20 protein-coding genes are annotated in these 25,510 nt (G+C 70.7%); 12 read left to right on the forward strand and 8 right to left on the reverse strand.

Annotation, left to right across the window (positions count from 1 at the left end):
• Positions 1-37: 37 nt before the first annotated feature.
• The 3 genes from A3CQ_RS0149025 to A3CQ_RS0149035 are packed head-to-tail and all read left to right on the forward strand — an operon-like array spanning position 38 to position 3,583.
• On the forward strand, positions 38-1,483 hold the full coding sequence (locus A3CQ_RS0149025) for an aldehyde dehydrogenase (RefSeq protein WP_020518332.1): 1,446 nt from the start codon (positions 38-40) through the stop codon (positions 1,481-1,483).
• Positions 1,484-1,486: 3 nt separating this feature from the next.
• Positions 1,487-3,052, forward strand: a complete 1,566-nt coding sequence (gene fadD8 / locus A3CQ_RS0149030; RefSeq protein ID WP_020518333.1) for a fatty-acid--CoA ligase FadD8 — start codon at positions 1,487-1,489, stop codon at positions 3,050-3,052.
• A 45-nt stretch (positions 3,053-3,097) separates the two neighbouring features.
• Positions 3,098-3,583, forward strand: a complete 486-nt coding sequence (locus A3CQ_RS0149035; RefSeq protein WP_020518334.1) for a glutathione peroxidase — start codon at positions 3,098-3,100, stop codon at positions 3,581-3,583.
• An 18-nt stretch (positions 3,584-3,601) separates the two neighbouring features.
• Here A3CQ_RS0149035 and A3CQ_RS0149040 read toward each other — a convergent pair whose 3' ends face one another.
• From A3CQ_RS0149040 to A3CQ_RS56670, 3 genes are read right to left on the reverse strand one after another with little or no spacing between them, the layout of a single operon-like run.
• Complete coding sequence (locus A3CQ_RS0149040) at positions 3,602-4,558, reverse strand: N-acetylglucosamine kinase (protein WP_026207066.1); 957 nt, start codon at positions 4,556-4,558, stop codon at positions 3,602-3,604.
• Entirely contained in the window at positions 4,548-5,444 is an 897-nt protein-coding gene (locus tag A3CQ_RS0149045) for an N-acetylmuramic acid 6-phosphate etherase (RefSeq protein WP_020518336.1), read from the reverse strand. The genes A3CQ_RS0149040 and A3CQ_RS0149045 overlap by 11 nt, the downstream gene beginning before the upstream one ends.
• Positions 5,441-7,555 carry an alpha-N-acetylglucosaminidase gene (locus tag A3CQ_RS56670; protein ID WP_063713689.1) on the reverse strand — a complete coding sequence of 705 codons (2,115 nt, stop codon included), beginning with the start codon at positions 7,553-7,555 and terminating at the stop codon, positions 5,441-5,443. The genes A3CQ_RS0149045 and A3CQ_RS56670 overlap by 4 nt, the downstream gene beginning before the upstream one ends.
• Positions 7,556-7,627: 72 nt before the next feature.
• Here A3CQ_RS56670 and A3CQ_RS56675 point away from each other — a divergent pair, with 72 nt between their 5' ends.
• The 4 genes from A3CQ_RS56675 to A3CQ_RS0149070 are packed head-to-tail and all read left to right on the forward strand — an operon-like array spanning position 7,628 to position 11,802.
• On the forward strand, positions 7,628-8,830 hold the full coding sequence (locus tag A3CQ_RS56675) for an ROK family transcriptional regulator (RefSeq protein WP_020518338.1): 1,203 nt from the start codon (positions 7,628-7,630) through the stop codon (positions 8,828-8,830).
• On the forward strand, positions 8,827-10,107 hold the full coding sequence (locus tag A3CQ_RS0149060) for an ABC transporter substrate-binding protein (protein ID WP_020518339.1): 1,281 nt from the start codon (positions 8,827-8,829) through the stop codon (positions 10,105-10,107). Before A3CQ_RS56675 ends, A3CQ_RS0149060 begins: the two co-directional genes overlap by 4 nt.
• Entirely contained in the window at positions 10,100-10,984 is an 885-nt protein-coding gene (locus A3CQ_RS0149065) for a carbohydrate ABC transporter permease (RefSeq protein WP_020518340.1), read from the forward strand. The genes A3CQ_RS0149060 and A3CQ_RS0149065 overlap by 8 nt, the downstream gene beginning before the upstream one ends.
• Positions 10,981-11,802: a carbohydrate ABC transporter permease gene (locus tag A3CQ_RS0149070; RefSeq protein ID WP_020518341.1), complete on the forward strand. Its 822-nt coding sequence runs from the start codon at positions 10,981-10,983 to the stop codon at positions 11,800-11,802. The genes A3CQ_RS0149065 and A3CQ_RS0149070 overlap by 4 nt, the downstream gene beginning before the upstream one ends.
• Before the next feature lie 32 nt (positions 11,803-11,834).
• On the opposite strand, the gene A3CQ_RS0149075 is transcribed toward A3CQ_RS0149070, so the two are convergent.
• Positions 11,835-12,989, reverse strand: coding sequence for an ROK family transcriptional regulator (locus A3CQ_RS0149075; RefSeq protein WP_020518342.1), 1,155 nt, complete (start codon positions 12,987-12,989; stop codon positions 11,835-11,837).
• Between the two features lie 116 nt (positions 12,990-13,105).
• On the opposite strand from A3CQ_RS0149075, the gene A3CQ_RS0149080 reads away from it, so the two are divergent.
• From A3CQ_RS0149080 to A3CQ_RS0149100, 5 genes are all read left to right on the forward strand, one after another.
• On the forward strand, positions 13,106-15,202 hold the full coding sequence (locus tag A3CQ_RS0149080) for an alpha-galactosidase (protein WP_020518343.1): 2,097 nt from the start codon (positions 13,106-13,108) through the stop codon (positions 15,200-15,202).
• 4 nt (positions 15,203-15,206) lie between these two features.
• The gene (locus A3CQ_RS0149085) at positions 15,207-16,163 is read left to right on the forward strand and encodes an acetylxylan esterase (RefSeq protein WP_020518344.1); all 957 of its coding nucleotides are present in this window, start codon (positions 15,207-15,209) and stop codon (positions 16,161-16,163) included.
• A gap of 11 nt (positions 16,164-16,174) precedes the next feature.
• A complete protein-coding gene (locus A3CQ_RS56680; protein WP_020518345.1) occupies positions 16,175-18,415 on the forward strand; it encodes a glycosyl hydrolase family 95 catalytic domain-containing protein in 2,241 nt (746 codons plus the stop codon).
• A gap of 131 nt (positions 18,416-18,546) precedes the next feature.
• Positions 18,547-20,106: a right-handed parallel beta-helix repeat-containing protein gene (locus tag A3CQ_RS56685; RefSeq protein ID WP_020518347.1), complete on the forward strand. Its 1,560-nt coding sequence runs from the start codon at positions 18,547-18,549 to the stop codon at positions 20,104-20,106.
• A 251-nt stretch (positions 20,107-20,357) separates the two neighbouring features.
• Complete coding sequence (locus A3CQ_RS0149100; protein ID WP_157297223.1) at positions 20,358-21,347, forward strand: hypothetical protein; 990 nt, start codon at positions 20,358-20,360, stop codon at positions 21,345-21,347.
• On the opposite strand, the gene A3CQ_RS0149105 is transcribed toward A3CQ_RS0149100, so the two are convergent.
• From A3CQ_RS0149105 to A3CQ_RS0149120, 4 genes are all read right to left on the reverse strand, one after another.
• The gene (locus tag A3CQ_RS0149105; protein ID WP_040434262.1) at positions 21,341-21,763 is read right to left on the reverse strand and encodes an NUDIX hydrolase; all 423 of its coding nucleotides are present in this window, start codon (positions 21,761-21,763) and stop codon (positions 21,341-21,343) included. The genes A3CQ_RS0149100 and A3CQ_RS0149105 overlap by 7 nt on opposite strands.
• 95 nt (positions 21,764-21,858) lie before the next feature.
• Positions 21,859-23,529 carry a type 2 periplasmic-binding domain-containing protein gene (locus A3CQ_RS0149110; protein WP_040434263.1) on the reverse strand — a complete coding sequence of 557 codons (1,671 nt, stop codon included), beginning with the start codon at positions 23,527-23,529 and terminating at the stop codon, positions 21,859-21,861.
• Between the two features lie 26 nt (positions 23,530-23,555).
• On the reverse strand, positions 23,556-24,491 hold the full coding sequence (locus A3CQ_RS0149115) for a carbohydrate ABC transporter permease (protein WP_026207070.1): 936 nt from the start codon (positions 24,489-24,491) through the stop codon (positions 23,556-23,558).
• The gene (locus A3CQ_RS0149120; protein WP_084699551.1) at positions 24,488-25,498 is read right to left on the reverse strand and encodes an ABC transporter permease; all 1,011 of its coding nucleotides are present in this window, start codon (positions 25,496-25,498) and stop codon (positions 24,488-24,490) included. The genes A3CQ_RS0149115 and A3CQ_RS0149120 overlap by 4 nt, the downstream gene beginning before the upstream one ends.
• Positions 25,499-25,510 lie beyond the last annotated feature (12 nt).

The following is a 25,510-nucleotide window of genomic DNA, read 5'->3' on the forward strand; positions in this document are numbered from 1 at the left end:
GTTCTAGTTTTCTGCGTCCGTCCGGTGAGGAGCAACGATGCTGGAGTACAAGGAGCTCTACGTCGGCGGCCGGTGGGCGGCGCCGGCCTCCGACCGGCGGATCCGGGTGGTCTCGCCGCATTCCGAGCAACCGCTGGGCAGCACTCCCGAGGCGACCGAGCAGGATGTGGACCGGGCGGTCGAGGCGGCCTGCCGGGCGTTCGACGACGGGCCCTGGTCCCGCGCCGACCCGGCCGAGCGGCTCGCCGCCGTACAGCGGTTCGCGGCCGCCTACCTGGCCCGGCAGGAGGAGCTGGCCGAGCTGATCAGCACCGAGATGGGCGCGCCGCTCTGGTTCTCGCACGTCGGGCAGGTCGGCGCCACCGCGATGGCGCTGGAGGCGTTCGTCGAGGCCGCCGACGGCTATCCGTGGGAGGAGCGGCGGGTCGGCTCGTTCGGCAGCCCGGTCGTGGTGCGGCGGGAGCCCGCCGGCGTGGTCGGGGTGATCACGCCCTGGAACGTGCCGCATTTCGTGACGCTCGCCAAGCTGGTGCCGGCCCTGCTGGCCGGGTGCACGGTGGTACTCAAGCCGGCGCCCGAGACGCCCGCCTCGGGTCTCGTCCTGGGCGAGATTCTCGACGAGGCCGGGCTGCCGGAGGGGGTGGTCAGCGTGCTGCCGGCCGGGCGTGAGGTCGGCGAGCATCTGGTCACGCATCCGGGTGTGGACAAGGTCGCCTTCACCGGCTCGACCGCGGCCGGGCGGCGGATCGCCGCGCTCTGCGGCCACGACCTGCGCCGGGTGACGCTGGAACTGGGCGGCAAGTCCGCCGCGATCGTGCTGGACGACGCCGACCCGGGCGAGGTCGCGCAGGGTCTGCAGATGGCATCGCTGATGAACAGCGGGCAGGCGTGCATCGCGCAGAGCCGCATCCTGGCCCCGCGCGCCCGGTACGCCGAGGTGGTCGACGCGATCGCGGCGATGGTGGACGGGCTGACCGTGGGCGATCCGCTGGACATGGCCAACTACATCGGCCCGATGGTGGCCCGCCGCCAGCAGGAGCGGGTCGGCTCGTACATCGAGCTCGGCGAGCAGGAGGGCGCGCGCCTCGTGGTGGGCGGCCCGGGCATGCCGGACGGCCTCGACACGGGCTGGTACGTGCGGCCGACCGTCTTCGCGGACGTGGACAACGGGATGCGGATCGCCCGGGAGGAGATCTTCGGCCCGGTGCTGTGCGTGATCCCCTACGACGGCGAGGACGAGGCCGTACGGATCGCGAACGACTCGGAGTACGGCCTGGCCGGCACGGTGTGGACGGCCGACGTCGAGCACGGCGTCGACGTGGCCCGCCGGGTGCGTACCGGAACCGTCGGCATCAACCAGTACCTGCTCGACTTCAACTCGCCGTTCGGCGGCTTCAAGGCCAGCGGCATCGGCCGCGAGTTCGGGCCGGAGGGCATCGACGGCTACGTCGAGCTGAAGTCCGTCGCGCTCCCCATGGGCTGACCGATGACCGAGGAGGCGATGCGGCAACCCAACCACCTGGGCCACCTGGTCGTCGCGGCGCTGGACCGGCACCGCGACAAGCCGGTGATGGAGCTCGGCGGCGCCACCCTGACCGGCGGCGAGGTCGCCGCCGCCGCCAGCCGCTATGTGCAGGCACTGGAAGCCCTGGGGGCGGGCCCGTCGGCGCTGCTGTCCACCAACCGCCCCGAGGTGCTGCTGATCGTCGCGGCCGGCCAGGTGCTGGGCGCGCGGCGCACGGCGCTGCACCCGCTGGGCTCGCTCGACGACCACGCGTACGCGATCAACGACGCCGGCATCGGGACACTCATCGTCGACCCGGTTTTCGCGGAACGCGCTCAGGGGCTGCTGGCCAAGGCGCCCGGCCTCAAGCAGGTGCTCACCATCGGCCCGGCCCCGTCGTCCCTGGCCGGCGCCGTCGACCTCGTCGCCGCGGCGGACGGCTACCGCCCGGGCCCATTGAGGCCCGCTTCGCTCGAGCCCGATCACATCGTGTCGATCACCTACACCGGCGGCACCACCGGCCGGCCCAAGGGGGTCATGGGCACCGCCCAGTCGATGCTGACCATGGCCCAGGTGATGCTGGCCGAGTGGGAGTGGCCGGACGCCCCCCGGTTCCTGGTGTGCACACCCTTGTCACACGCCGGCGCCGCGTTCTTCGTCCCCACCCTGATCAAGGGCGGGTCGATGGTCGTGCTGCCCCGCTTCGACCCGGCCGAGGTGCTGCGCACGATCGAGGAGCAGCGGATCACCGCCACCATGCTGGTGCCGACCATGCTGTACGCGCTGCTCGACCACCCGGACTCCCGCACCCGCGACCTGTCCAGCCTGCAGACGGTCTACTACGGCGCGGCGGCGATCAACCCGGTGCGGCTGCGCGAGGCGATCGACCGGCTCGGGCCGATCTTCGCCCAGTTCTACGGCCAGTCCGAGGCGCCGATGGCGATCAGCTACCTGCCCCGCGGCGAGCACGACGACGCCCGGCTGACCTCCTGCGGGCGGCCGTCCGCGTTCCTGCGCACGGCGCTGCTCGACGAGCGCGGCGACCGGGTGGCGACCGGCGAGCCGGGCGAGATCTGCGTGGCCGGGCCGCTGCTCGCCGCCGGCTACTGGAACAAACCGGAGGCGACGGCGGCGGCGTTCGGCAACGGCTGGCTGCGTACGGGCGACGTGGCGCGCGAGGACGCGGACGGCTACTGGCACATCGTCGACCGGGTCAAGGACATGATCGTCACGGGCGGCTTCAACGTGTTCCCGCGCGAGGTCGAGGACGTGATCGCGACCCACCCCGCGGTGGCGCAGGTGGGCGTCATCGGCGTACCGGACCCGACCTGGGGCGAGGCGGTCACCGCGATCGTGGTGCTGCGAGAGGGCGGCGCGGACGGCCCGGCCACCCTCGCCGACCAGCTCAAGGCCCTGGTCCGCGACCGGAAGGGCCCGGTCCAGGCGCCCAAGCACGTGATCGTGGCGGACCGGCTCCCGCTGACCGCACTCGGCAAGCCCGACAAGAAGGCGCTGCGGGCCGCCTACGCCGGCCACGACCTCGGCTGAGCGCCCCGGAGCGGCTACCCGAACGCGAACATTATTCTGGGCGTCATGACGATTTTCGACGTGACGGTCCCCGGCGGAACCGACCCCTCGCTCCAGCTCGGCCCCCGGCCCGGCGTCGCCACGCTGGTGGTGAACGTGGCGTCCAAGTGCGGCCTCACCCCGCAGTACAACGGCCTCGAACGACTTCAGGAGCGGTACGCCGACCGCGGCTTCACCGTTCTCGGCGTCCCGTGCAACCAGTTCGGCGGCCAGGAACCGGGTACCGCCGACGAGATCGCCGAGTTCTGCTCGGCCACCTACGGCGTCACCTTCCCGCTGACCGAGAAGATCGAGGTCAACGGCGACAACCGGCACCCGCTGTACACCGAGCTGGTGAGCGTGCCCGACGCCGAGGGCTACACCGGCGACATCCGCTGGAACTTCGAGAAGTTCCTGGTCACCCCCGACGGCACGGTCGTCCGCTTCGGCCCGCGCACCGACCCCGAGGACGCGTCGGTCGTCGCCGCGATCGAGGCGTCGCTGCCGGCCTGACCCGTCCGACGGGCGCCGCTAGCCGATCGGGGGGAACTCCACCGCGTACGGCGCCCTGGTGGGCCGGTCGGGCGGCAGGCCGCGTTGCGCCAGCAGCAGCGCGCCGTCCGCGGCCTGCCCGGACGGCGGCGACAGGCGCGCGCCGGGTACGCGTCTGGCCAGGTCGTCGCGGAAGGCGTCGAGCAGGAGTTCGCCGGCGTCGAACAGCCGACCGCCCCAGGAGTACTCCGGCGGCAGGCCGTGCCCCGCGGCCTGCGCGGCCGCCGCCAGGTGCGCGCCCGCCCGGCGCCAGATCTGCCGGGCGACGGGATCGCCATCGTGGGCGGCGGCCGCCACGTCCGGGGCGAACGCGGCGAGCTCGTGGGCCGGGGCCGCCGATCCGTAGATCGCGTGCAGGGCGTCGTCGACCGTGCCGAAACGCTGACGGAGGCGGTGGTGCAGAGCGGCGGACGCCTCATCCCGGCCGTCGTGATGCCGCAGCGCGGCACGCAGCCCCCGCGCCCCGATCCACGCGCCGCTCCCCTCGTCGCCGAGGAGGTGACCCCAGCCGTCGACGCGGTTCCACGTCGCCGCGTGGTCGGTGCCCAGCACGATCACACCGGTACCGGCCGCCACCACGCAGCCGGCCCGCCCTCGCAGCGCGCCGAGGTGCGTGGTGAGGCTGTCGCCGGCGATGATGACGGTCCTCGACGCGATTCTCCGATGAAGGTGACCGGCCAGCTCGGCGGGACGTTCGAGGAGCCCGGGCATGCCGGTGAGGCCGACGGCGACGCGATCGGCGGTGAGGCCGGGGTCCATGCCGGCGACCAGCCCGCCGATCCGGGCACCGAGGGCGGGCGCGTCGATCCGGCCACCCGCGCGCGGCACCGGACCCTGATCGTGTACGCCCATCCGCCGCCCGTGCACCTGGGCACGGATCCGGATACCGCCGCCGCCGACGTCGATCCCCACGTACGCCACGCCGTCAGGCCTCATCGACGACAGCCAGGACCTCGAGCGCCGCGCGCACGCCACGGCCTCCGCCGAGGGCCCGGCGGCACTCGTCGAGCGGACGGCCGGAAAGGGCGTGCACCAGGGCCAGCGGCAGGTCACCGCCGCTGCGGGCCAGGACCGCGGCGCTTTCCTCGGTGTCCAGGCCGGTGGCCATCGCCATGATGCCGGTCGCGCGGCCGGTCAGCTTCGCGTTCGTCGCGACGAGGTGGACCATCAGGTTCGACCAGGTCCGGCCGGACCTCACCATCAGGGCCGTGGAGAACGCGTTCAGCAGCGCCTTCGTGGCCGTTCCGGCGCCGAGCCGGGTGGACCCGGTGATGGCCTCCGGCCCGGTCCGCGCGACGACCGTGAGGTCCGCGTCCAGCGGCGAGTCCGGGACGCACGTGACGAGCACCGTGAGGGCACCCGTCTCGCGGGCCCGGGCGAGTGCGCCGGCGACGTACCGCGTGGTCCCCGAGGCGGTGACGCCGACCACCACGTCGACGGCCCGGACTCCTCCGGCGTCGTCGTACCCGGCCGGCCGCGCGTCCTCATAGTCCAGGGTGGAGTCGACCAGGGCGGCCGCCCCGCCGGGGAAGTGCGCGGTGAAGAACCCGGGCGGGGTGCCGAACGTCGGGGTCGCCTCGGTGGCGTCGAGCACCGCGAGCCGGCCCGACGCGCCCGCGCCGAAGTAGTGCACCCGGCCGCCCCGGCCGATGCGTTCCAGGGCGCGGTCGACCGCGGCCGCCAGCGCGGGAGCGGCAGCCGATGCCGCGGCGAGCGCGGCGGTGTCCGCGGCGAGCAGCGTCTCGACGATGCGGTCGCTCGGCCACCGGTCGATGTCGACGGTGCCGGGATCCCTCTGTTCGGTCGCTCTGGTGTGGGTCACGTCGCGATGGTCCTTTCGATCGCTTGAAACTCGTCGCCGTACCGGTCCAGCGCTCGCCGGGCGGCCGCGCGGGCGTCGCCGGCCGGGCCGGTCGGGGGCGGCCCGGCCGCGATGAAGGTTTCGGTGAGCCGCACGAGTTCGGCGTCGAGGGCCGCCTGCGCGGCGGCCCGGCCGCCCGGCGCGAGCGCCTGGGGCAGGAATTTCAGCCAGCTCTCCCAGCGACGCTTGTAATACCCGGCCACGAGGCCGCCCCAGATCCGGGCGGCATAGTCGTCGAGGCGGGGGTCGTCCGTGGTGGTCCACGCGGTCAGGATGCGGCGCGCGTTGTCCTCGAGCACCCACCGGCTCTCCGCGTCGTCGGCCCACCGCCGGGCGCCGGCGACCCAGGTGTCCAGCCGCAGGGCCGGGCGGGTCGCCACCAGGTCGTCGAGGTCGTCGAAGGCGTCGAGGAAGCGGGCACCGGCGGCCGGATCGAGGTGGCCGGTCGACGCGGCCGCGACCAGGGCGGCGTACCGGAAGTCGATGATCCGCACCAGCAGCGCCGCGCAGGACAGCACGAGATCGTCCTCGGCCGGCCCGGGCAGATCCAGGTCGAGCAGCGCTCGGCAGGCGTCCAGCAGGTCGGGCGGTCGGTAGAAGAGGGCCGCGCGGACATCGGGCTCGGCGTCGTAGCGGGGCCGCGTGACCAGAATCGAGATGAACCGCTCGGGGAAGATGGCACGAGCGTGGGCGGCCAGGACCGATTCCCCGAGCTTCGCCCACGCCCGCGCGGCCGTCGCGCTGGTGGTCGCGTACCTCTGCCGGCCGAATTCTCGCAGCCAGTCGCCGAGAACGGGTGGCTCGCCGGCCCACGCGCGGTCCGCGATCAGCTCGAAGAAGGCGGGATTGGTGTGGATCGCCTCCATGGTGAGGCCCAGGCCCGCGGGCGGGCGGCCGGCGGCCAACGCCTGTTCGAGGTTGCCGGCCGCCGAGCGCAGATCGGCCACCGGTTCGCTGCGACCGCCGAAGTTCAGCAGGCCGTTCCAGATCCAGCGGCGGCCCGCGTAGCCGTCCAGCCGGGCCCACTGCGGGTCCGCCTCGCCCCACAGGTCCAGGATCAGGACGGCGTCGCCCGGGAGGCCGGCCAGGAACCGGTCCACCCGCTCCCGGCTCCAGTAGTGGGCCTGATAGGAGAACGGCCACGACTGCAGCACCCAGGTGGCAGCCGGATCCGCCGCCCGCAGGCCGCCGACGATCGCCGCGGCCACCTCGGCCGGGTAGCCGGCGTCGTCGTCCGTATCGGCCGGAATCATCTCGATGAACGGGTCGGCCGCGTAGAGATGGTCGGTGCCGAGCAGTTCCCGCTGGGCGGTGACGATCTCGGTGGTGAGGCGCCGGAAGAGCGGCTCGCCAGGGTGCACCACGGTGGTCGGCAGGCCCTGCCATTCCCGCGTACGGGCGCCGGCCGGGGCGAGGCTCGCGGGCACGTGCCCGGTGAACGCGGGCAGCACGGGGGTCATGCCGAGCTCGCGCTGGCGCTCCAGGATCCGCCGGCCGAGGTCCAGATGGCGGGCGGCCCAGGTGGCCGGCAGCGGCCCGGCGAAGCTGTCGAGGCACCCCATGTAGAGCCACGGCAGATAACCGGGACCGCCCAGGAAGGCCCGGATCTCCCGATCGGACAGACCTAGACGCGTGTACGCGAGGGTCAGCACCGCCTCATGACCGACGAGACTCAGCGGCATCGTGACGCCGTGCAGCGCCATCCAGTCGATCTCCCGCTCCCACTCGTCCCAGTCCCAGTAGGCGGTCGAGTATCCGAACGTGCAGAAGTTGAGGTAGTAGAACTCCTCCACCCGCGCCCGGCCGGTGAGCACCGGCGAGTCCGGCAGCTCGCCCAGGTCGAGCGGGAGCTCGGTGCCCCACGTGACCCGGACGCCGCACGCCTCGGTCAGATATCGGTGCACGGCCACGCACGCCGACAGCGCGTCACTGGCGGCGACGGCGAGCACACCGCCCTCGGCGTGGACGGCGAACCGCCGTACGCCCTCCAGCTGATCGACCCGCAACGGCGGCGCGCCGCCGGAAACGCGAGCCCAGAGGCCTTGAACGGCCGAGTTCCACGGTGCTGACATGGCGACATCCTATTACTTCTGTACGGTACGTAAGTATGTTACGGTACCCACAATTCCAAGATCGGAGAGGGTATGGAGACTGAAGTCGCCGTCGGCACGAAGTTCATGCTGGAGGTCAACGCCGCCGCGATCCTCCGGCGACTGCGCGACGCCCGCCGGGCAAGCGTCTCCGAGCTCGCCAAGCAGACGGGGCTCTCCCGGCAGGCGGTCACCCGCTCGCTGTCGGTGCTCGAGTCCACCGGCCTGGTCGAGATCTCCGCGCCCGACCGCGCCGCCAGCCCGGCCGGACGGCCGCCGCAGATGGTCCGCTTCCGGGCCGAGGCCGGCCACGTCCTCTCGGTGGACGTGCAGCCCCGGCACGTACGGCTGGTGGTCGCCGATCTCGCCGGCGACGTCACCGCCGACGCCGGCTTCCCGGTGAACCGGGCGAGCAGTGCGGCCCTCGCCGAGTCCCTCTCCGCGGCGGTCACGGGCGGGCTGGAGCGGGCCGGCCTCCGCCCGGCCGACGTCTGGCACGTTACCGCCGCGGCGCCCGGCATCGTCGACCCGGCCACCGGTCACGTCACGCTCAGCGTGAGCATGCCGGAGGCCGTCGGCGGCGCCATCGTCGACGGCATCCGGGCGGCGGTCGGCGCGGCGGTCGCCGTGGACAACGACATCAAACTCGCCACCAAGGGCGAGCGGTGGCGCGGCACCCCGCACGCCGAGCAGGCGCTGGTCTTCGTCGACTGGGGTGAACGGATCGGTGCCGGCATAGTCCTGCACGGCGAGCTCTACCGCGGCGCCTCCAACGACGCCGGCGACCTCGGCTACCTCGACGTCACCGGCCTCGGCACCGTGGCCGACGACCAGGACCTGGGTCCGTTCGAGCGCTGGGTCGGCCGCCGCGAGCTGCTGCGGATCGCGGCCCGCGAGGGCGGCCTGCCCGAGCCGCCGGCCCTGCCCGAACTGGCGGCCGCGGCGGCGAGCGGCACGGGCTGGGCGCTCGCCGCGATCCGCGAGATCAGCGGCCGGTTCGCCAAGGGCATCGCCGCCATCCGGGCGCTCCTCGATCCGGAGGTGATCGTCATCGGCGGCGACCTCGCGGTGCTCGGGCCGGCGCTGCTCGACGCGCTCGCCGACGCTCTGCGGTCCGAGCGGCTCAACCAGCCGCGCCTGGAGATCTCCACCCTCGGCCCGGACGCCATCGTGCTGGGCGCGATCCACCACTCGCTGTCCTGGGTCGAACGCGAACGACTCGAAACACCAGCCCTGATGTCACAGGAGAACAGATGAGAGACAAGTTCTTCCGTCCGCTCGCCGCCACGATCGCCGTCGCGGCGCTCGCGGCCTGCGCCGACACCAGCGGCGGCAAGCCCGCCGCCCCGTCCGACGTCTCGACCACGCTGACCAGCGACCAGGTCACGCTGACCCTGGCTTACACCGACGACCCGCCGACCAAGGCACTCATCGACGCGTTCCACGCCCAGCACCCCAACATCACCATCACCGGTCAGCAGACGCCGTTCTCCGACTACGTCAAGTCGATCAAGCTGTCGATGGCCTCCCCGACCCCGCCCGACATCGCCGAGTACAACCCCGGCGCCATGCGCTCGCTGGTGCCGGCCGGTCTCGTCTACGACCTCAGCCCGTACGAGAAGGCCTATGGCTGGAGCAGCGGATTCCCGGCCTCGAGCCTCGAGGTGCTCAAATCCGACGCGTCGGCGAAGCAGTACGGCACCGGCGGCCTCTACGCCGTGCCCGGCGCCCTCTCGGTGCTCGGCGTCTACTACAACAAGTCCCTCGTCGCGAAACCGCCGACCACGCTCGACCAGTTCGAGCAGAGCCTGGCCGCGGTGAAGCGCGCCGGCACCACCCCGCTGAGCGTCGGCGGCCTGCAGGTGGGCGGCTTCCAGGTGTGGAACGCCCTGACCAACGTCCTCGGCGACGAGCAGCAGTACCGCGACTGGGTCTACGGCAAGCCCGGCTCGACCATCGTGACGGACGGCGCCCGGACGGCCGCGCAGAAGCTCGCCGACTGGTCCGCCGCCGGGTACGTGCCGGCGTCGGCCAACGCCACCGCGGACAGCGACGCCCAGGCGAACTTCGTGCAGGGCAAGAGCGCGTATCTCATCACCGGCAACTGGGCCGCCGGGGCGATCGCCAAGGAGATGGGCGACAAGGTGGGCTTCTTCCTGCTTCCCGGGGCGTCGGCGGTGGCCTCCGGGGCCAGCGTCGCCTACTCCATTTCGGCAAAGACCAAGCACCCGAACGAGGCCGCCGCTTTCCTGGACTTCATGCGCTCCGAGCAGGCGGCCACGATCCAGTTCGACACGGGATTCATGCCGGTCGACAACACCGTGCAGCCGAAGGCGACCGGCGTGCTCGCCGACATCGCCGGCGGCTTCAAGACGGTCGTCGACGACAACGGCATCGTCCCCTTCCCGGACTTCGCCTCCCCCAACATGATCGACCGGTTGACCGCCGGCGTGCAGGGACTGCTGAGCCGCAAGACGACGCCCGACCAGTTCCTCGCCGACCTGCAGGAGTCGTGGACCCAATACCATGCCTGACGGCAACACCACCGCGCGCCGCGTACGCCGGCTGACCGCCCTGGCGTACGTGGCGCCGGCCGGGCTGGTGTACGCGGGGTTCGCGCTCTGGCCGGCGGTGCACACCGCGTACCTGTCGTTCCTGCACTGGGACGGCATCTCGGCGGCGACCCCGGCCGGCCTGTCGAACTATCGCAGCGTCTTCACCGACCCGGCGATCGGGCCCGCGCTGTGGCACGCCATCGTCCTGATCGTGTTCTTCGCGGTGATCCCGTGCGCGATCGGGCTGCTGCTGACGGCGTTGCTGCAGGGCGGCGTGCGCGGCATGACCGGGTTCCGGATCGTCTTCTTCCTTCCCCAGGTGCTGCCGATGGTCGCCGTCGGCATCACCTGGCGGTGGCTGTACGCCGACGACGGGCTGGTCAACCAGGCCCTGCGCGCCGTCGGACTTGGCGGCATCACCCGCGCCTGGCTCGGCGACTACAACTTCGCGCTGATCGCGCTGGGCCTGATCGGCACCTGGGCGATGAGCGGCCTGTGCATGGTGCTGTTCCTGGCCGGCGCGCAGAAGATCGACATTTCGTTGTACGAGGCGGTCGCCCTCGACGGCGGCGGTGCGGTGCGCCGGTTCTTCACCGTCACGCTGCCCGCCCTGCGCGGCGAGATCACCATCGCCAGCGTCATCACCACCATCGCCGCGCTCGCCAGCTTCGACCTGGCCTTCGTCACCACCAACGGCGGCCCCGTCAACCGCACCACCGTGCCCGGCCTGCTCGTCTACCGGCTCGCCTTCAACGAGAGCGACATCGGCCGGGCGGCCGCGCTGGCCGTGGTGCTCACCATCGTCGTGATCGTCTTCGTGACGGCGATCCGGCGGCTGACCCGGGAGAGGCCATGACGCCGCGAGCGGCCACCACCGCGCGATATCTCGTGCTGACCCTGATGGCCGTGGCCGTGCTGCTTCCGTTCGTGAGCATCGTGCTCACCGCGCTGCAGCCCTCCGGGGCGCAGGTCTCCGGCATCAGCATCCCCACGACCTGGACCTGGTCGAACTTCGCCGACGCGTGGCGGGCCGCCGACTTCGGCCGGCTGATGCTCTCCGGCGTCCTCATCGCCGCCGGCGTGGTGCCGCTCGCGCTCGTCCTGGCCGCCCTCGCCGGCTATTCGCTGGCCACGCTGAACCCGCTCGGCGGCCGGGCGCTGTCCGTCGCGTTCGTCCTGGGCCTGACGTTGCCGATCGAACTGGTGGTGGTCGCGCTGTACTTCGACCTCCAGCAGGTCGGCCTCACCAACTCGTACGCCGGCGCGATCCTCGCCGAAACCGCGTTGTTCATGCCGTTCGGCGTCTACTGGATGCAGAACCATTTCGCGTCCGTCCCGGCCGAACTGCTCGAAGCCGCCCGCGTCGACGGCGCGCGCAGCTTCACCGTCCTCCGGCGGGTCCTGCTGCCCATCTCCTGGCCGGCGATCACCACGCTCGGGGTGCTGTACTTCATGTGGTCGTGGAACCAGTTCCTGCTCATCATCGTGCTCATGCAGGACCCCGGGCGGCGCACCGCACCCACCGGTCTCGCCTTCTTCGTCGGTCAGTACTCGACCAACATCCCGCTCGTCTCCGCCGCCAGCCTTCTCGTGATCGGCCCGATCGTGGTCGTCTACCTGGCCTTCCAGCGCAACTTCGTCAACGGCCTCACCCAGGGCGCCGTCAAGGGCTGACGCCACGGCTCCGGCGCGCGGATCGCGGGCGATCAGGCGGCGACGAGGGCCTGGATGCTGACGGTCGCCGCCCCGCGCGCCCACTCCTCGAACGGCAGCGGGCGGATCGACAGGGGGCAGTCGGCCGCGGCGCCGAACGCCTGCCGCTGGAAGCCGGCCCGGATGTGTGGTTCGAACAGGTCGTACGCGGCCAGGCCCTCGCCCGAGACGACGATGCGGGACGGGCCGACCAGGTTGGCCACCGCGGCGATGCCGGAGCCGATGGCGTCCCCGGCCCGGGCGAAGACGGCGCCGACCGGGCCGTCGCCCGCGCGGGCCAGCGCCACCGCGTCGTCGAACCTGAGCTCCGGCCGGCCGGCGGCCGCCTGGGCCTGCCGGACGATCGCGTCGGCGCCCGCGATGGCCTCGACGCAGCCGCGGCCGCCGCAGTGACAGGCGGGACCGTTCACGTCGATGCCGATGTGGCCGATCTCGCCGGCCACCCCGTGCGAGCCGGAGACGAGACGGCCGTTGACGACCAGGCCGCAGCCGATGCCGGCGCCGACGGTCACCAGCGCGAACGACTCGGCGCCGACGCCCTCGCCGAACCAGTGCTCGGCGGTGGTCAGCGCCTTCACGTCGTTCTCCACCGTGACGGTCAGCCCGGTGATCTTCTCAACCCGCTCCTGCAGGGGCAGGTCGTGCCAGTGCAGGAACGGCGAGTACCGCACCAGGCCGGTCGAGCGGTCGACGTCGCCGGAGACGGCCAGGCCCAGGCGGCGGGTGCGGGCCCGGTAGTCGCCGGGACCGTCGAGCAGCTCGTCGACGAGCTCGCCGAGCTCGATGAGGACGTGGTCGACCTGCGGAACGGCCAGTCGCCGGTGCGCGGTCGTCCGGACCTCGGCGCGCAGGTCGCAGACGACGCCGATGAGCTCGTCACCGGTGATCTTCACGCCGACGAAGAACTCGCGGTCGGCCCGGATCGCGAGGGGGCTGGCCGGGCGGCCGGCGCCCGGCCCGGTCCGTTCGGTCGCGGCCAGCTCCTCGAGGTAGCCCATCTCGATGAGCGGGCGCGCCGCCTTGGTGACGGCGGCCGACGACAGGTCGAGCCGGCGGGCGAGGGCGACGCGGCTGATCGGACCCTCGGTCAGGACGGTCGTGAACACGGCGGTCACCGCGGGCGCGACGGCCTCGACTTCGGGAAACATGGACGAAATCTAGGCTCAATAATTTCCTTCGTCAAGTATTGATTTAGCCGAGAACGCCGCCATACGCTCGGCCGCACCCATCGGTCACCCTCCCACGATCACCACCGAGGATCCAGATGCCCCACCTGTTGTTCGAGCCCGCCCAGCGCCTGTGGCTGCTGAGCACCCCGTCCACGTCGTACGCCGTCCGGCTCGACGCGGACGACAACGTGCGGCACGTGCACTGGGGTGGGGCGTTGACACCGGCTCAGGCGGGGGAACTGGCCGAGCGAACACCGGCGGCCGGAAGCAGCTTCGACGCGGCGGGCGGGGCGGAGGAGCTGGCCGTGGAGGGCGGCGCCCGCTTCGGGCCGCCCAGCCTGCAGGTGCGGTTCGCCGACGGCACCCGCGGCGTCGAGTGGCGCTACGCCGGCCACGACGCCGACGACGGGCACCTGCGGATCCACCTGGACGACCGGCACTACCCGCTGCGCGTCACCCTGCACTACCGGGTGCACGACGACAGCGACGTGATCGAGCGGTGGACGACCGTCGAGAACCGCGACGAGCAGCTCCCGATCACGGTGCAGCGGTGCGACAGCGCGGCGTGGACCCTGCCGCACCGCACTGGCTACCGGGTGAGCCACCTCGTCGGCGGCTGGAACAGCGAGTTCCAGTTGCGCCGGGCCGAGGTCGTCACCGCCGAGACGGTCTTCACCAGCCGGCGCGGCATGACCAGCCACCACGCCAACCCCTGGCTGGCCCTGGACGACGGCACGGCCGGCGAGGAGCACGGCGAGGTGTGGAGCACGGCGCTGGCCTGGAGCGGCAGCTGGCGGATCACCCTGCACCGCGACCCGGCCGGCCGGACGACGTGGACCGGCGGCCACGGCCACGAGGGGCTCACGTGGTCGCTGGCGCCCGGCGAGACCCTGACCACGCCGGTGTTCGCCGGGGTCTTCACGACCGGCGGGTTCGGGGCGGCCGGACGGGCCTGGCACGCGTACGTCCGCCGGCATGTGCTTCCCGAGCCCGGCGAGCCGCGGCCGGTGCTCTACAACTCGTGGGAGGCCACCGGGTTCGACGTCGACGAGGCCGGCCAGACGGCCCTGGCCGCGCGGGCGGCCCGGCTCGGCGTCGAGCTGTTCGTGGTGGACGACGGCTGGTTCGGCGGCCGGGTCAGCGACCACGCCGGCCTCGGCGACTGGACGCCCAACCCGGACCGCTTTCCCCGGGGCCTCCGGCCGCTCTCCGCCGAGGTGCACCGGCTCGGCATGCGCTTCGGCCTGTGGGTCGAGCCGGAGATGGTCAACCCGGACAGCGACCTCTACCGGGCGCATCCGGACTGGGTGCTGCACATGGCCCACCGCGACCGCACGGAGATGCGGCACCAGCTCGTGCTCAACCTCGCCCGGCCGGACACCGCCGCGTGGGCCCATGACTGGCTCGACCGGCTGGTGGACGAGCACGACATCGACTTTCTCAAGTGGGACGCCAACCGCCCGTTCACCGAGGCCGGATGGCCCGGCCACGCCGACCCCGACCGGCTGTGGATCGAGCACACGCGGTCGGTCTACCAGATCATGGACCGGCTGCGCGCCAACCATCCGGGCCTGCGCATCGAGGCCTGCGCCGGTGGCGGCGGACGCGCCGACCTCGGCATCCTCGCCCGCACCGACCAGGTGTGGACGTCGGACAACACCGACCCGGTCGACCGGATCGCCATCCAGCACGGCTTCAGCCAGCTCTTCCCGGCCCAGGTGATGGGGGCGTGGGTGACCGACAGCCCGAACGTGGCCACGGCCCGGGAGACACCGCTGCGCTTCCGGTTCCACGTGGCCATGGCCGGCGCGCTGGGCATCGGCGGCGACCTGACGACATGGTCCGAGGACGAGCTGAAGGAGGCCGCCGAGCTGGTCGCCACGTACAAGCGGATCCGGCCCGCGGTCCAGTACGGCACGGCATACCGGCTGACCGGAGACGGCGCGCTGACCGCGGTCGGATACGCGCACGAGGACCAGTTCGTGGTGCTCGCGTGGTGCCCTTCGCGCCCGTACGGCCACGAACCCGCGCCGCTGCGGCTGACCGCGCTCGACCCCGATTCCAGCTACCGGGACCAGGACACCGGCACCGTCCACTCCGGAGCGGTCCTGCTGCGGTCCGGCCTTCCCCTCCCCCTGCCCGAGGGCGACCACGCCAGCGCCCTCGTCCAGCTCATCCGCATCGAGGACTGACGCCATGGCCATGTTCGACCTTCCCCTCGCCCAGCTGCGCGACTACCGCCCGGCCCGCGTCGAACCGGACGACTTCGACGCGTTCTGGTCCGGCACGCTGACCGCCGCCCGCAAGCACGATCTGGCGGCGGAGCTGATGCCGTACGACGCGCTGCTGCCGGGCGTGCGCGTATTCGACGTACGGTTCGCCGGCTACGACGGTCAGCGGGTGGCCGCCTGGCTTCTCGTGCCGGCCACCGCGAGCGAGGCCGTGCCGTGCGTCGTGCAATTCATCGGGTACGGCGGTGGGCGCGGCCGGCCGCACGAGTGGCTGCTGTGGCCGGCGGCCGGATACGCCGTGCTGGTAGTGGATTCCCGCGGCCAGGGCGACGGCGACACCCCCGACCTGCCGGGCGACGGCACGCCGCACCACACCGGTCTGCTGGTCCGCGGCGTGCTCGATCCCGAGCAGTACTACTACCGCCGGTTGTTCACCGACGCCTTGCGCGCGGTGGACCTGGCGGCGACTCTGCCCGAGGTGGACCCCGACCGCATCGTGGTGGCCGGCGCGAGCCAGGGCGGCGGCATCGCGCAGGCGGTGGCCGGCCTGCATGACCGGGTCCGGGCCGCGCTCATCGACGTGCCGTTCCTGACCGGCTTCCGGCGCGCCACCGAGATCACGGACTCGCACCCGTACCAGGAGCTCTCGGTCTTCTGCGCGACCAACCGCGACCGGATCGAACAGGTCTTCCGCACACTGTCCTATTTCGACGGTGTGAACCTCGCCGCCCGGGCCACCGCGCCGGCCCTGTACTCCGTCGGCCTCATGGACGACGTGTGCCCGCCGTCCACTGTGTACGCCGCCTACAACCACTACGCCGGACCGAAGCAGATGCAGGTCTGGCCGTACAACCGGCACGAGGGCGGCGGAACGTTCCAGGCGCCGGTCCAGTTGCCCTGGCTTCGCGATCAGCTGACCTGAGGAGACCGCCGATGTCCTCCACCATTCTCTTCTACGATCGGCCGGCGGAGCGCTGGTTCGAGGCATTGCCGATCGGCAACGGCCGGCTCGGCGGCATGGTCTACGGAGGCACCGGCACCGAGACCATCCGGCTGTCCGAGTCGACCGCGTGGTCGGGGGCGCCGTCCGACACCGACGTGAGCCCGACCGCGCTGCGCGAGCTGCCGGACATCCGGCGGCTGTGGTTCGCCGGGCGGTACGGGGACGCCCAGCGGCTCGCGGCGGAGCATCTGACCGGCCGCCCGTCGTCGTTCGGCACCAACGTGCCGCTCCCCCGGCTGCGCCTCGATTTCGCCGATGGCGCCGCCGAGAACTACCGGCGCGAGCTCGACCTCGACACTGGTGTCGTCCGCGTCGAGTTCGATCAGGACCAGACCCATCGCGTACGCGAGATCTTCGCCTCTCACCCGCACGGTGTCATCGCGATGCGCCTGACCGCGGACCACCCGGCCGCCGTCAGTTTCACGGCCACCTTGGACGACACCGTCCTGCCCGGCGCGACCACCACCACCGAGGACGGTCTCGCGTTCAGCGGCCGGGCCGTGGAATCCCTGCACAGCAACGGAAAAGACGGCACCGCGGTCGAGATCCGCGCCCGGTTCGAGATCGACGGCGGAACGTTCCGGCGCGATGCCGACACGGTCACAGTCACCGGGGCGGACGCGGTCGTCGTGCTGATCGCGGTCGGCACCGACTGGGCCGGCGAGGACCCGGCCGGGCGGGCGGAAAAACTGGTCGCCGGGACCGGATGGGACGCGCTGCGCAGCGCACATGTCGAGGACCACCAGCGGCTGATGCGGCGGGTGTCGCTCGACCTCGGTGCGGCCGTCGCGCTGCCCACCGACGTACGGCGGGAAAAGCTCGCCCAGGGTGAGCGGGACGACGACCTGATCGCCCTCTATTTCCAGTACGGCCGTTACCTCACCATCGCGGGCTCGCGCGAGGACTCGCCGCTACCGCTGGCGTTGCAGGGCGTGTGGAACGACGGGTTCGCCAGCAGCATGGGCTGGAGCAACGACTTCCACCTCGACATCAACACCCAGCAGAACTACTGGGCCGCCGAGTCGGCCAACCTCGCCGAGTGCCACGCCCCGCTGGTCCGCTACGTCCGGCGCCTCGCCGAGACCGGGCAGATCACGGCCCGGCAGATGTACGGCGCGGACGGCTGGGTCGCGCACACGATCGCCAACGCCTGGGGCTACACCGCGCCCGGCAGCGGCATCGGCTGGGGCCTGAACGTCACCGGCGGGGCCTGGATCGCCCTGCAGCTGTGGGAGCACTACGAGTACAGCCTCGACGAGGAGTACCTCCGTGAGCAGGCGTACCCGGTCCTGCGGGACGCGGCGCTGTTCTTCCTCTCCTATCTGGTGCCCGAACCGGCCCATGGCTGGCTCGTGGCCGGGCCCTCCGAGTCACCGGAGAACTGGTACCTGGCGCCGGACGGCGCGACGTGCTCGATCGCGATGGGCAACACCGTCGACCGCGTCTTCGCCGAGGCGATCCTGCGGATCTGCGGCCGGGCCGCCACCATTCTCGACGTCGACCCTTCGTTGCGCGCGCGGGTGGCGGCGGCCCGGGAACGCCTGTCCCCGCTCCGGATCGGGCGGCACGGCCAGCTGCAGGAGTGGCTGGACGACTTCGACGAGGCCGATCCCGCCCACCGGCACACGGCGCATCTGGTCGCGCTGTTCCCCGAGCGGCAGATCACCCCGCGCGGCACGCCCGCGCTGGCCCGCGCGTCGGCGGTCACGATCGAACGCCGGCAGCAGGCGGCCGGGTGGGAGCAGACCGAGTGGGTGGAGGCGAACTTCGCCGCCTTCTACGCCCGCCTGCTCGACGGCGACCGGGCGCTCGCCCACATCACCCGGCTGATCGCCGACGCCAGCGAGGCGAACCTGCTCAGCTATTCCGCCGGCGGCATCGCCGGTGCCCCGCAGAACATCTACTCCTTCGACGGCAACTCCGGCGGTACCGGCGCCATCGCCGAGATGCTGCTGCAGTCCGACGGCGAGGAGATCGAGCTACTGCCCGCCCTGCCCTCCACCTGGCGCGACGGCTCGGTCCGCGGCCTGCGCGCCCGCGGCGGCTTCACGGTCGACCTGACCTGGCGCGACGGCGAGCTGCGGCAGGCCCGGATCCACTCCTCGACGGGCGCCGTGGCCCGCGTCCGCTACCGGGACACCACCTTCGAGGGGCTCGAATTCACCGCCTGACCGTCGACTCCGCGTCCGCGGTCGCGGCCGCGCTCAGGCGGGCCCGGACGCTCCGCGGCCCCGTCGAGATCGCTTTCTCGGCGGGGACGTACCACCTGTACCCCGAGCAGGCCGAAACCCGCGAGCTGTACGTGTCCAACACAGTCGGCGCGGACCCCCGCTACCGGGAGAAGAGGATCGGGCTGCTGGTCGAGGACATGCGGGACGTCACCATCGACGGCCGCGGCGCCGAGCTGATTTTTCACGGGCTGCAGACGGCGTTCGCGGCGATCCGCTCGACCAACGTGACGTTCACGAACTTCTCCGTCGACTACGCCGCTCCCAAGGTCATCGATGCGACGGTCGCCGAGGCCGGCGCCACCGCGGGGCGCGCGTGGCGCATCCTGTCCATCCCGCCGGGCAGCCCGTACGAGGTCGACGGCGCCCACATCACCTGGCTCGGCGAGACCAGCCCGGCGACCGGGCGGCCGTACTGGTCTGGGGTCGACGGCCTGGAGTACACGCAGATCCACGACCCGGTGGCCGGGCGGACCTGGCGCGCGGACAACCCGCTGTTCGTCGACGTCGCCGCGATCACCGACCTGGGCCGGCGCCGGATCCGCATCGACTACACGACCGCGACTCCCCCGGCCGACGCCGGGCTCGTCTACCAGATGCGGCTCATCGAGCGGACCGAGCCGGGGGCGTTCATCGGAGAGTCCACGAACATCACGCTGCGCGGGCTGAAGGCGTACCACCTGCAGGGATTTGGGATTGTCGGGCAGCTCAGCGAGAACATCACGATCGACCGGGTGAGCTTCGCGCCTGACCCGGCGTCCGGCCGATCCTCCTCGTCGTTCGCCGACCACGTGCAGATGTCCGGCATCAAGGGCCGGGTCGCCATCACCGGATGCGTCTTCGACGGGCCGCACGACGATCCGATCAACATTCACGGCACCTACCTCGAGGTGGTCGGCAAGCCGGGGGCGGCCACGCTCACGCTCGCCTACATGCACCCGCAGACGGCCGGTTTCCCGCAGTTCCACCCCGGAGACGAGGTGCAGTTCGTCGACAAGCGCACGATGACACCGCTCCCGGGCGGACCGGCGGTCGTGACTGTGGTGAGCGAGGACTCGCCGACCACGATGACGGTCTCGTTCAGCCGGCCGGTGCCTGCCGGCATCGAGATCGGCGGCACGGTCGCGGAGAACCTCACCTACACGCCCTCGGTCCTCATCGCTGGCGATGTCTTCCGCAACGTGCCGACCCGCGGCGTCCTCGTGACCACGCCCAAGCCCGTCCTGATAACAGGCAATCGGTTTGACGGTATGTCCATGGCAAGCATTTATATCTCCGCCGACGCATCCGAGTGGTACGAGTCGGGGGCGGTCACCGACGTGACGATCCGCGGGAACTCGTTCACCCGGCCCGGCGGCCCGGTCATCCTCGTGGAACCGACCAACGAGGCGGTCGAGCCGGCCACCCCGGTGCACCGCAACATAACGATCGAAGACAACACCTTCGAGACCGGCGACGTCACCCTCCTCGCCGCGAAGAGCGTCGCCGGCTTGCGCTTCACCGACAACGCCATAAGCGGCCCGGCCGAGCGGATGCAGCCACTGTTCGTCTTCAGCGGCTGCTCCGGCATCGCGATCGCGGGCAACTACTGCGCCGCGGCCCGAATCGCACCCGCATCAGCTCGGCCGGGCTGATTCCCCGTTCGCCTTGGGCCGCTCCGGCGTCAAGGTGCCCTGGACCGACGTCGCCCGTACATGGACACGACCGATTTCTTCACCAGGGCATCACTCCTGGCGTCGTGTCCGCGATCATCCGTGGGTGACCCTGTTTCAGCGCCACGTCAGCCCTGCGTCAGCCGGCTGAGGAGGCTGTGCGCATGGGAGACATGGTGCAAGGAAAACGGTGGCGCGGAAGGCTGTTGGGCGCGGCGGCGGTGGTCGCCGGAATGACCGTTGCGGTGGCGGCGAGTCCGGCCGACGCGGACGAACCTCCGGATCCGCCTCCGCCGCCGACGTTCTCGGTGGCATTCCAGGGGTCCAATGGGGATTTGTGGACGCTCGACACGGCCGGGATGCCGCACGACCGGGGCCTGGGCATGGCGGCGCGCACGAGCCCGTCCGCCGTCAACTCATGCGGCGGCGGGTGCAGAACCACGATCGCGTTCCAGGCGAACACCGGGAAGTTGTGGCTGCTCGATCTCCTGACCGGAGTGCCGACCAACACCACGATATCGATGGCTTCGGGAACCAGCCCCAGCGCGTCGTACACGCTGGCGGGTGCGGTGAAGATCGCCTACCGCGGGACCAACGGTCACCTCTGGACGTACGTGGTCGGGAGCAGCCCGGTCGACAGCACGCTGCCGATCCGCAACAGCCCCAGCATCAGCCTGCCGTTGAACTTCTCCCGGGAGGCGGTCATCGCGTACCAGACGCCGAGCGGGAACCTGATGTGCCTGCTGACCGGCGACGGGCAGAACTCGTGCCCCGGTGTGGCCATGGATCCGGCCACCAGCCCGAGCATCGCCGTCATCGGGTCGACCTCCTTGCTGGACGGCGTCGCGGTCGCCTACGAGTCGGCCGACCACGTGCTCTACACGTACAACTCGGTCAATCACACCAATCCCCGGATCGCGCTGAGCCTGACTCCCGGAGCCGGACCCGGCGCTGGCGTGAACGGGCTGATCGGCCCGGACGGTACCGGCGAGATCCAGGTCTCCTTCCGGGCCGTCACCAGCGCGCTGTGGCGGGTCACTCCGGACATCTCGTTCCAGGAGAGCTGGACGGTCGGCGTGGCGGCCGGTTCGACGCCGTCGGTCGCGCCGTGGATCCTCGCGTTCCAGGGCAGTGACGGGCGTTTGTGGACCGAGGCGAACTTCGCCGCTCCGGTGCAGAGCACCGCGCTGATGGCGGCCGGCACCAGTCCGGACCTCTACTGAGCGGCGCGATTCGCGGCAAGAACCTTGCTGAACATCTCGAGGTAACTGTGGTGAGCCAGGCGCAGTTCTCCGAGCGCGTCCTCGGTGAACCACGCGATGGCATCGTGTTCGTCCGGCGCGGTGTTGGCCGGAGACCCCACCCACGCTTCGATCAGCCAAATCCGCATGTCGAAGGTGTCGCCACGAAACTCTCGCATCGGCGGACCCGCCGGCGCCGCGATATCGATGCCCAACTCCTCGCGGAGCTCTCGGGCGAGTGCGGCGCCGGGCAGTTCCCCGGGCTCCACATGACCACCGGGCATGTCCCAGACGTCGGGATACCAGCGGCGCCGGGGAGAACGGTGACAGAGCAGAATCCGGTTTCCGTCCCGCAGCAGCGCCGTGACGATGGGAGCCCGTTCCGCTGAGATCGACATGGGCGCATTCTGCCGCCGATGACGCGCGCCGGCGAGCGGTGCGGAAGCCCAGCCGGCCGTTGCCGACCGGCTGGGCTCTCCGTGACTCGAAGGATCTACTTGACGCCCTTGAACTTGTCGTAGGCCTTCTGGTTGAGCTCGAGGTACCGCTTCATGCCGATGCCGTCGAGGCCCTTGACCCAGGAGTCCCAGTCGGTGTCGATGTTCTTCGTGCCGGTGATGAAGGCCAGCTCGCCCTGGCTGACGTAGCTGTCGAGGTTGGTCTTCAGCGTCGCCAGCTCGGAGACGGACGCCTCGTCGGCCCAGATCTGGGCCTCCGGGAAGACCTGCGTCTTGTCCACGTGGGGCTCGTACTCCTGGGTCGCCTGGAACAGCCGCCGTTCGAGGCCCTGCTCGGAGTAGATGTCCTCCGGCACGGCCTGGGCGTTGCGGAGGGCGAGCGTCACGTTGTACTGCCCCATCGACGACCAGTTGACGTTCTTCGGCCGCTCGGTGTCCGGCACCGGCTTCCAGATCGGCTTCACCTTCGTGTCGAGCGCGACGTCACTGGCGCCGGGCTTCACCCAGCCGACTCCCTCGGGCCCGGAGTTGACGGTGATCTGACCCTCGTCGGTGTAGATGTAGTCCAGCATCTTGAGCGCCGCGATCCGCGCCTCCTTGCTGGACTTGTTGGTCAGCATGAAGGTATAGCCGATCGAGGTCGGGTTGTTGTACGCGGTGAAGCTCTTGCCCTCGGGCCCGGTCAGCGGCGGCACGGCGTCGTACTGCTTGTCCCGCCCGTCCTTGGAGCCGAGCTGGACGAAGATGCCGGGCCACAGCACGGGCACGGAGCCCAGCTGGACGGCGGCGGGGTTGTTGCCGACGGCCTGGAGCGCCTCGGCGTTCTGGGTGAACGAGCCCGGGTTGATCAGGCCGTCCTTGTAGAGCGAGTTGATGTACTTCAGGCCCTCGCGCCACTCGGGCTTGTCGACCGGGGTAGCGACTGTGTCGCCGTTGAGCTCCAGCAGCGAGGGGACGCCGTTGTTCGCGCCGTACGGGGCGTAGGTGAACGCGTTCATCAGGAAGCCGATGAGGGTGCTGTCCTGCGTGTCGGTGCTCATCGGGACCTCGTCGGCCTTGCCGTTGCCGTTCGGGTCCTGCGTCTTGAACGCCTTCAGGACCGTGCGCAGATCCTCGGTGGTCTTCGGCATCTGCAGGTGCAGCTTCTTCAGCCACGCCGAGTTGATCCAGAGCTTGTCCGGGTACGTGCAGTGGTAGCAGTCAGACCATTGCGGCAGCGCATAGATATGACCGTCCGGCGCGGTCGACATCGCCTTGAGCACGCTGTTGGAGTCCAGCGTCTTCTGGATGTTCGGCGCGTACTGCTTGATCAGGTCTTCCAGCGGCACCGCGACGCCCTGCTGGCCCAGCTTCTGGACGTCGGTCTTGGTGAAGGCGTCGACCCAGGGGATCAGCAGGAACAGGTCGGGGTAGTCGCCGCTGGAGATCGCGATCTGGCGCTTCTCCTTGGCCGCCGCGCCGTCGAACGTCGTGGTCTGGAACTGGAACTTGATCTTGTATTTGTCGCTGAGCAGCGTGGTGATCGCGTTGGTGTCGAGCTTGGTGTCCGCGTCGGCGGGGGCCAGCACCGAGATGACGACCTTGTCGCCGTCCATCTTCGCCTTGGGGGCGCTGTCCTTGCTACCGGAGCTGCAGCCCGCCGTCACCGCCAATGCCGTGGCGACCGTCAATGCGATTGTTATTTTTCCGGGAGAACGCAGAGTCATGGTGTCCTTCCATTCTTGAGTTGCTACTAGCCTTTGACGGCGCCGACCATCACACCCTTGGTGAAATGGCGGGCCACAAATGGATAGATGATCAGTACGGGGAGGCTCGAAACGACGATGAGCGCGTACCGGAGGACGTTGGCCAGCTGAATCTGATGCATCTGCTGTGCCATGTCCGTCGCGCCCGTCCGGGGCGTGTTGAGAAGGAGAATGTTGCGAAGCACGATCTGCAGCGGAAACAGATCGGAATCCTTGAGGTACACCAGGGCGTCGAAATAGGTGTTCCATTGATAGATCGTGTACATCAGCGCGAGGACGGCCAGCAGCGGCTTGGACAGCGGCAGCACCACCGATCGCAGGGTCCGTATCTCGCTGGCCCCGTCCAGCATCGCCGCCTCGTAGAGTTCGTCCGGGATGGAGTTGGCGAAGAAGGTGCGGGCGATGATCACCTGCCAGACGCCGATCGCGTTGGGGATCAGCATGGCCCAGCGGGTGTTGAGCATGCCGAGGTCGTGCACCACCATGTACGTCGGAATCACGCCGCCGGAGAACAGCATGGTGAAGACGAGCAGCGTCATCAGAACATTGCGGCCGTAAAAGGTCTTACGGGATAACGGATAGGCGATAGCAACGGTCAGGGTGACGCTGATCGCCGTGCCGGCGACGGCGTAGATCAGCGAGTTGTAGTACCCCTGGAGGACCTCCGAGTTGCTCAGGACGGACCGGTACGCCTCCAGCGAGAACTCGACCGGCCAGAAGCGGACCCGGCCCGCGTTGACGGCGGCCGGACTGCTGAACGAGCTGGCCACGATGTAGATCAACGGCAGCAGCACCAACGCCAGCGCCACGCCGAGCATGATCCTGACGACGATCAGAAAAACGCGGTCGCCGAACGGTTCCCGGACCTTCACGAGGGCCGGGCGATTGCGCCGCAGCTTGGAGACAAGAGTGCTGGTCGTCATCGCCACAGTCCATTCCCGGTAATCCGCTTGGCGGCGAAGTTGACCACCAGCAGCAGGCAGAGGTTGACCACCGAGTTGAACAGGCCCACGGCGGTGGCCATGCTGAAGTCCGCGTTGATGAGGCCGGTCTTGTAGACGTACGTCGGGATGATTTCCGACTGGGCGAGGTTCAGGTTGTTCTGCAGCAGATAGGCCTTCTCGAACCCGATCGCCATCATGTTGCCCACGCCCAGGATCAACATGACCATCGCGGTCGGCATGATGCCCGGCAGGTCGACGTGCCGGATGCGCTGGAGCCGGCTGGCCCCGTCGATCTTGGCCGACTCGTGCAGCGCGGGATCGATGCCGGCGAGCGCGGCCAGGTAGATCACGGCCGCGTAGCCCGCGGTCTGCCAGACGTCGGTCCAGACGTAGATGTGCCGGAAGAAGCCCGGTTCGCCGAGGAAGTTGATCGGGCCGATGCCGAACAGGCCGAGCCCGTCGTTCACGATGCCGACCTGGGGCGACAGCACCAGCACCGTCATCGAGACCACCACCACGGTGGAGATGAAGTACGGCGCGTACGTGACCAGCTGCACCGTGCGTTTGAACCAGCCGTTACGGATCTCGTTCAACGCCAGCGCCAGGATCAGCGGCACCGGGAAACTCGCCAGCACCAGGTAGAACGCCAGGATGAAGGTGTTCTTCAGCAGTGTGCCGAAGACCGGGTTGCTGAACAGCTGCTGGAAGTTGCGCAGACCCACCCATTGGCTGCCCCACGGACCCAGCACCGGGCTGTAGTCCTTGAAGGCGATGACGTTGAAGGCCATCGGGATGTACTTGAAGATGACGAAGTAGGCGATCGGCACGATCACCAGCAGGTACAGCTGCCAGTGCAGCCGCCAGGCCCGCTGCGCCTGGGACCAGCGGCTGCGCCGGCGCACCGCCGGGCCGGGTGGCCGGGCCGGCCGGGCGGGCCGGGCGGGCGGCTTCGCCACCGGCGTCGGGGACGGCGTGGTGGTCGCCATCGTCACACCTCC

Origin of the sequence: Paractinoplanes globisporus DSM 43857 (assembly GCF_000379645.1) — a bacterium.
Lineage (GTDB): Bacteria > Actinomycetota > Actinomycetes > Mycobacteriales > Micromonosporaceae > Actinoplanes > Actinoplanes globisporus.

Bases quoted from the DNA above. Each gene is read 5' to 3' on its own strand.
- A3CQ_RS0149070 (WP_020518341.1), top strand. From the start codon at position 10,981: ATGACGCCGCGAGCGGCCACCACCGCGCGATATCTCGTGCTGACCCTG.
- A3CQ_RS0149120 (WP_084699551.1), bottom strand. From the start codon at position 25,498: ATGGCGACCACCACGCCGTCCCCGACGCCGGTGGCGAAGCCGCCCGCC.
- A3CQ_RS0149105 (WP_040434262.1), bottom strand. From the start codon at position 21,763: ATGTCGATCTCAGCGGAACGGGCTCCCATCGTCACGGCGCTGCTGCGG.
- fadD8 (WP_020518333.1), top strand. From the start codon at position 1,487: ATGACCGAGGAGGCGATGCGGCAACCCAACCACCTGGGCCACCTGGTC.
- A3CQ_RS0149025 (WP_020518332.1), top strand. From the start codon at position 38: ATGCTGGAGTACAAGGAGCTCTACGTCGGCGGCCGGTGGGCGGCGCCG.
- A3CQ_RS56670 (WP_063713689.1), bottom strand. From the start codon at position 7,555: ATGTCAGCACCGTGGAACTCGGCCGTTCAAGGCCTCTGGGCTCGCGTT.
- A3CQ_RS0149115 (WP_026207070.1), bottom strand. From the start codon at position 24,491: ATGACGACCAGCACTCTTGTCTCCAAGCTGCGGCGCAATCGCCCGGCC.
- A3CQ_RS0149085 (WP_020518344.1), top strand. From the start codon at position 15,207: ATGGCCATGTTCGACCTTCCCCTCGCCCAGCTGCGCGACTACCGCCCG.
- A3CQ_RS0149080 (WP_020518343.1), top strand. From the start codon at position 13,106: ATGCCCCACCTGTTGTTCGAGCCCGCCCAGCGCCTGTGGCTGCTGAGC.
- A3CQ_RS0149035 (WP_020518334.1), top strand. From the start codon at position 3,098: ATGACGATTTTCGACGTGACGGTCCCCGGCGGAACCGACCCCTCGCTC.
- A3CQ_RS0149065 (WP_020518340.1), top strand. From the start codon at position 10,100: ATGCCTGACGGCAACACCACCGCGCGCCGCGTACGCCGGCTGACCGCC.
- A3CQ_RS56680 (WP_020518345.1), top strand. From the start codon at position 16,175: ATGTCCTCCACCATTCTCTTCTACGATCGGCCGGCGGAGCGCTGGTTC.
- A3CQ_RS0149060 (WP_020518339.1), top strand. From the start codon at position 8,827: ATGAGAGACAAGTTCTTCCGTCCGCTCGCCGCCACGATCGCCGTCGCG.
- A3CQ_RS0149110 (WP_040434263.1), bottom strand. From the start codon at position 23,529: ATGACTCTGCGTTCTCCCGGAAAAATAACAATCGCATTGACGGTCGCC.
- A3CQ_RS0149075 (WP_020518342.1), bottom strand. From the start codon at position 12,989: ATGTTTCCCGAAGTCGAGGCCGTCGCGCCCGCGGTGACCGCCGTGTTC.
- A3CQ_RS0149100 (WP_157297223.1), top strand. From the start codon at position 20,358: ATGACCGTTGCGGTGGCGGCGAGTCCGGCCGACGCGGACGAACCTCCG.
- A3CQ_RS0149040 (WP_026207066.1), bottom strand. From the start codon at position 4,558: ATGAGGCCTGACGGCGTGGCGTACGTGGGGATCGACGTCGGCGGCGGC.
- A3CQ_RS56675 (WP_020518338.1), top strand. From the start codon at position 7,628: ATGGAGACTGAAGTCGCCGTCGGCACGAAGTTCATGCTGGAGGTCAAC.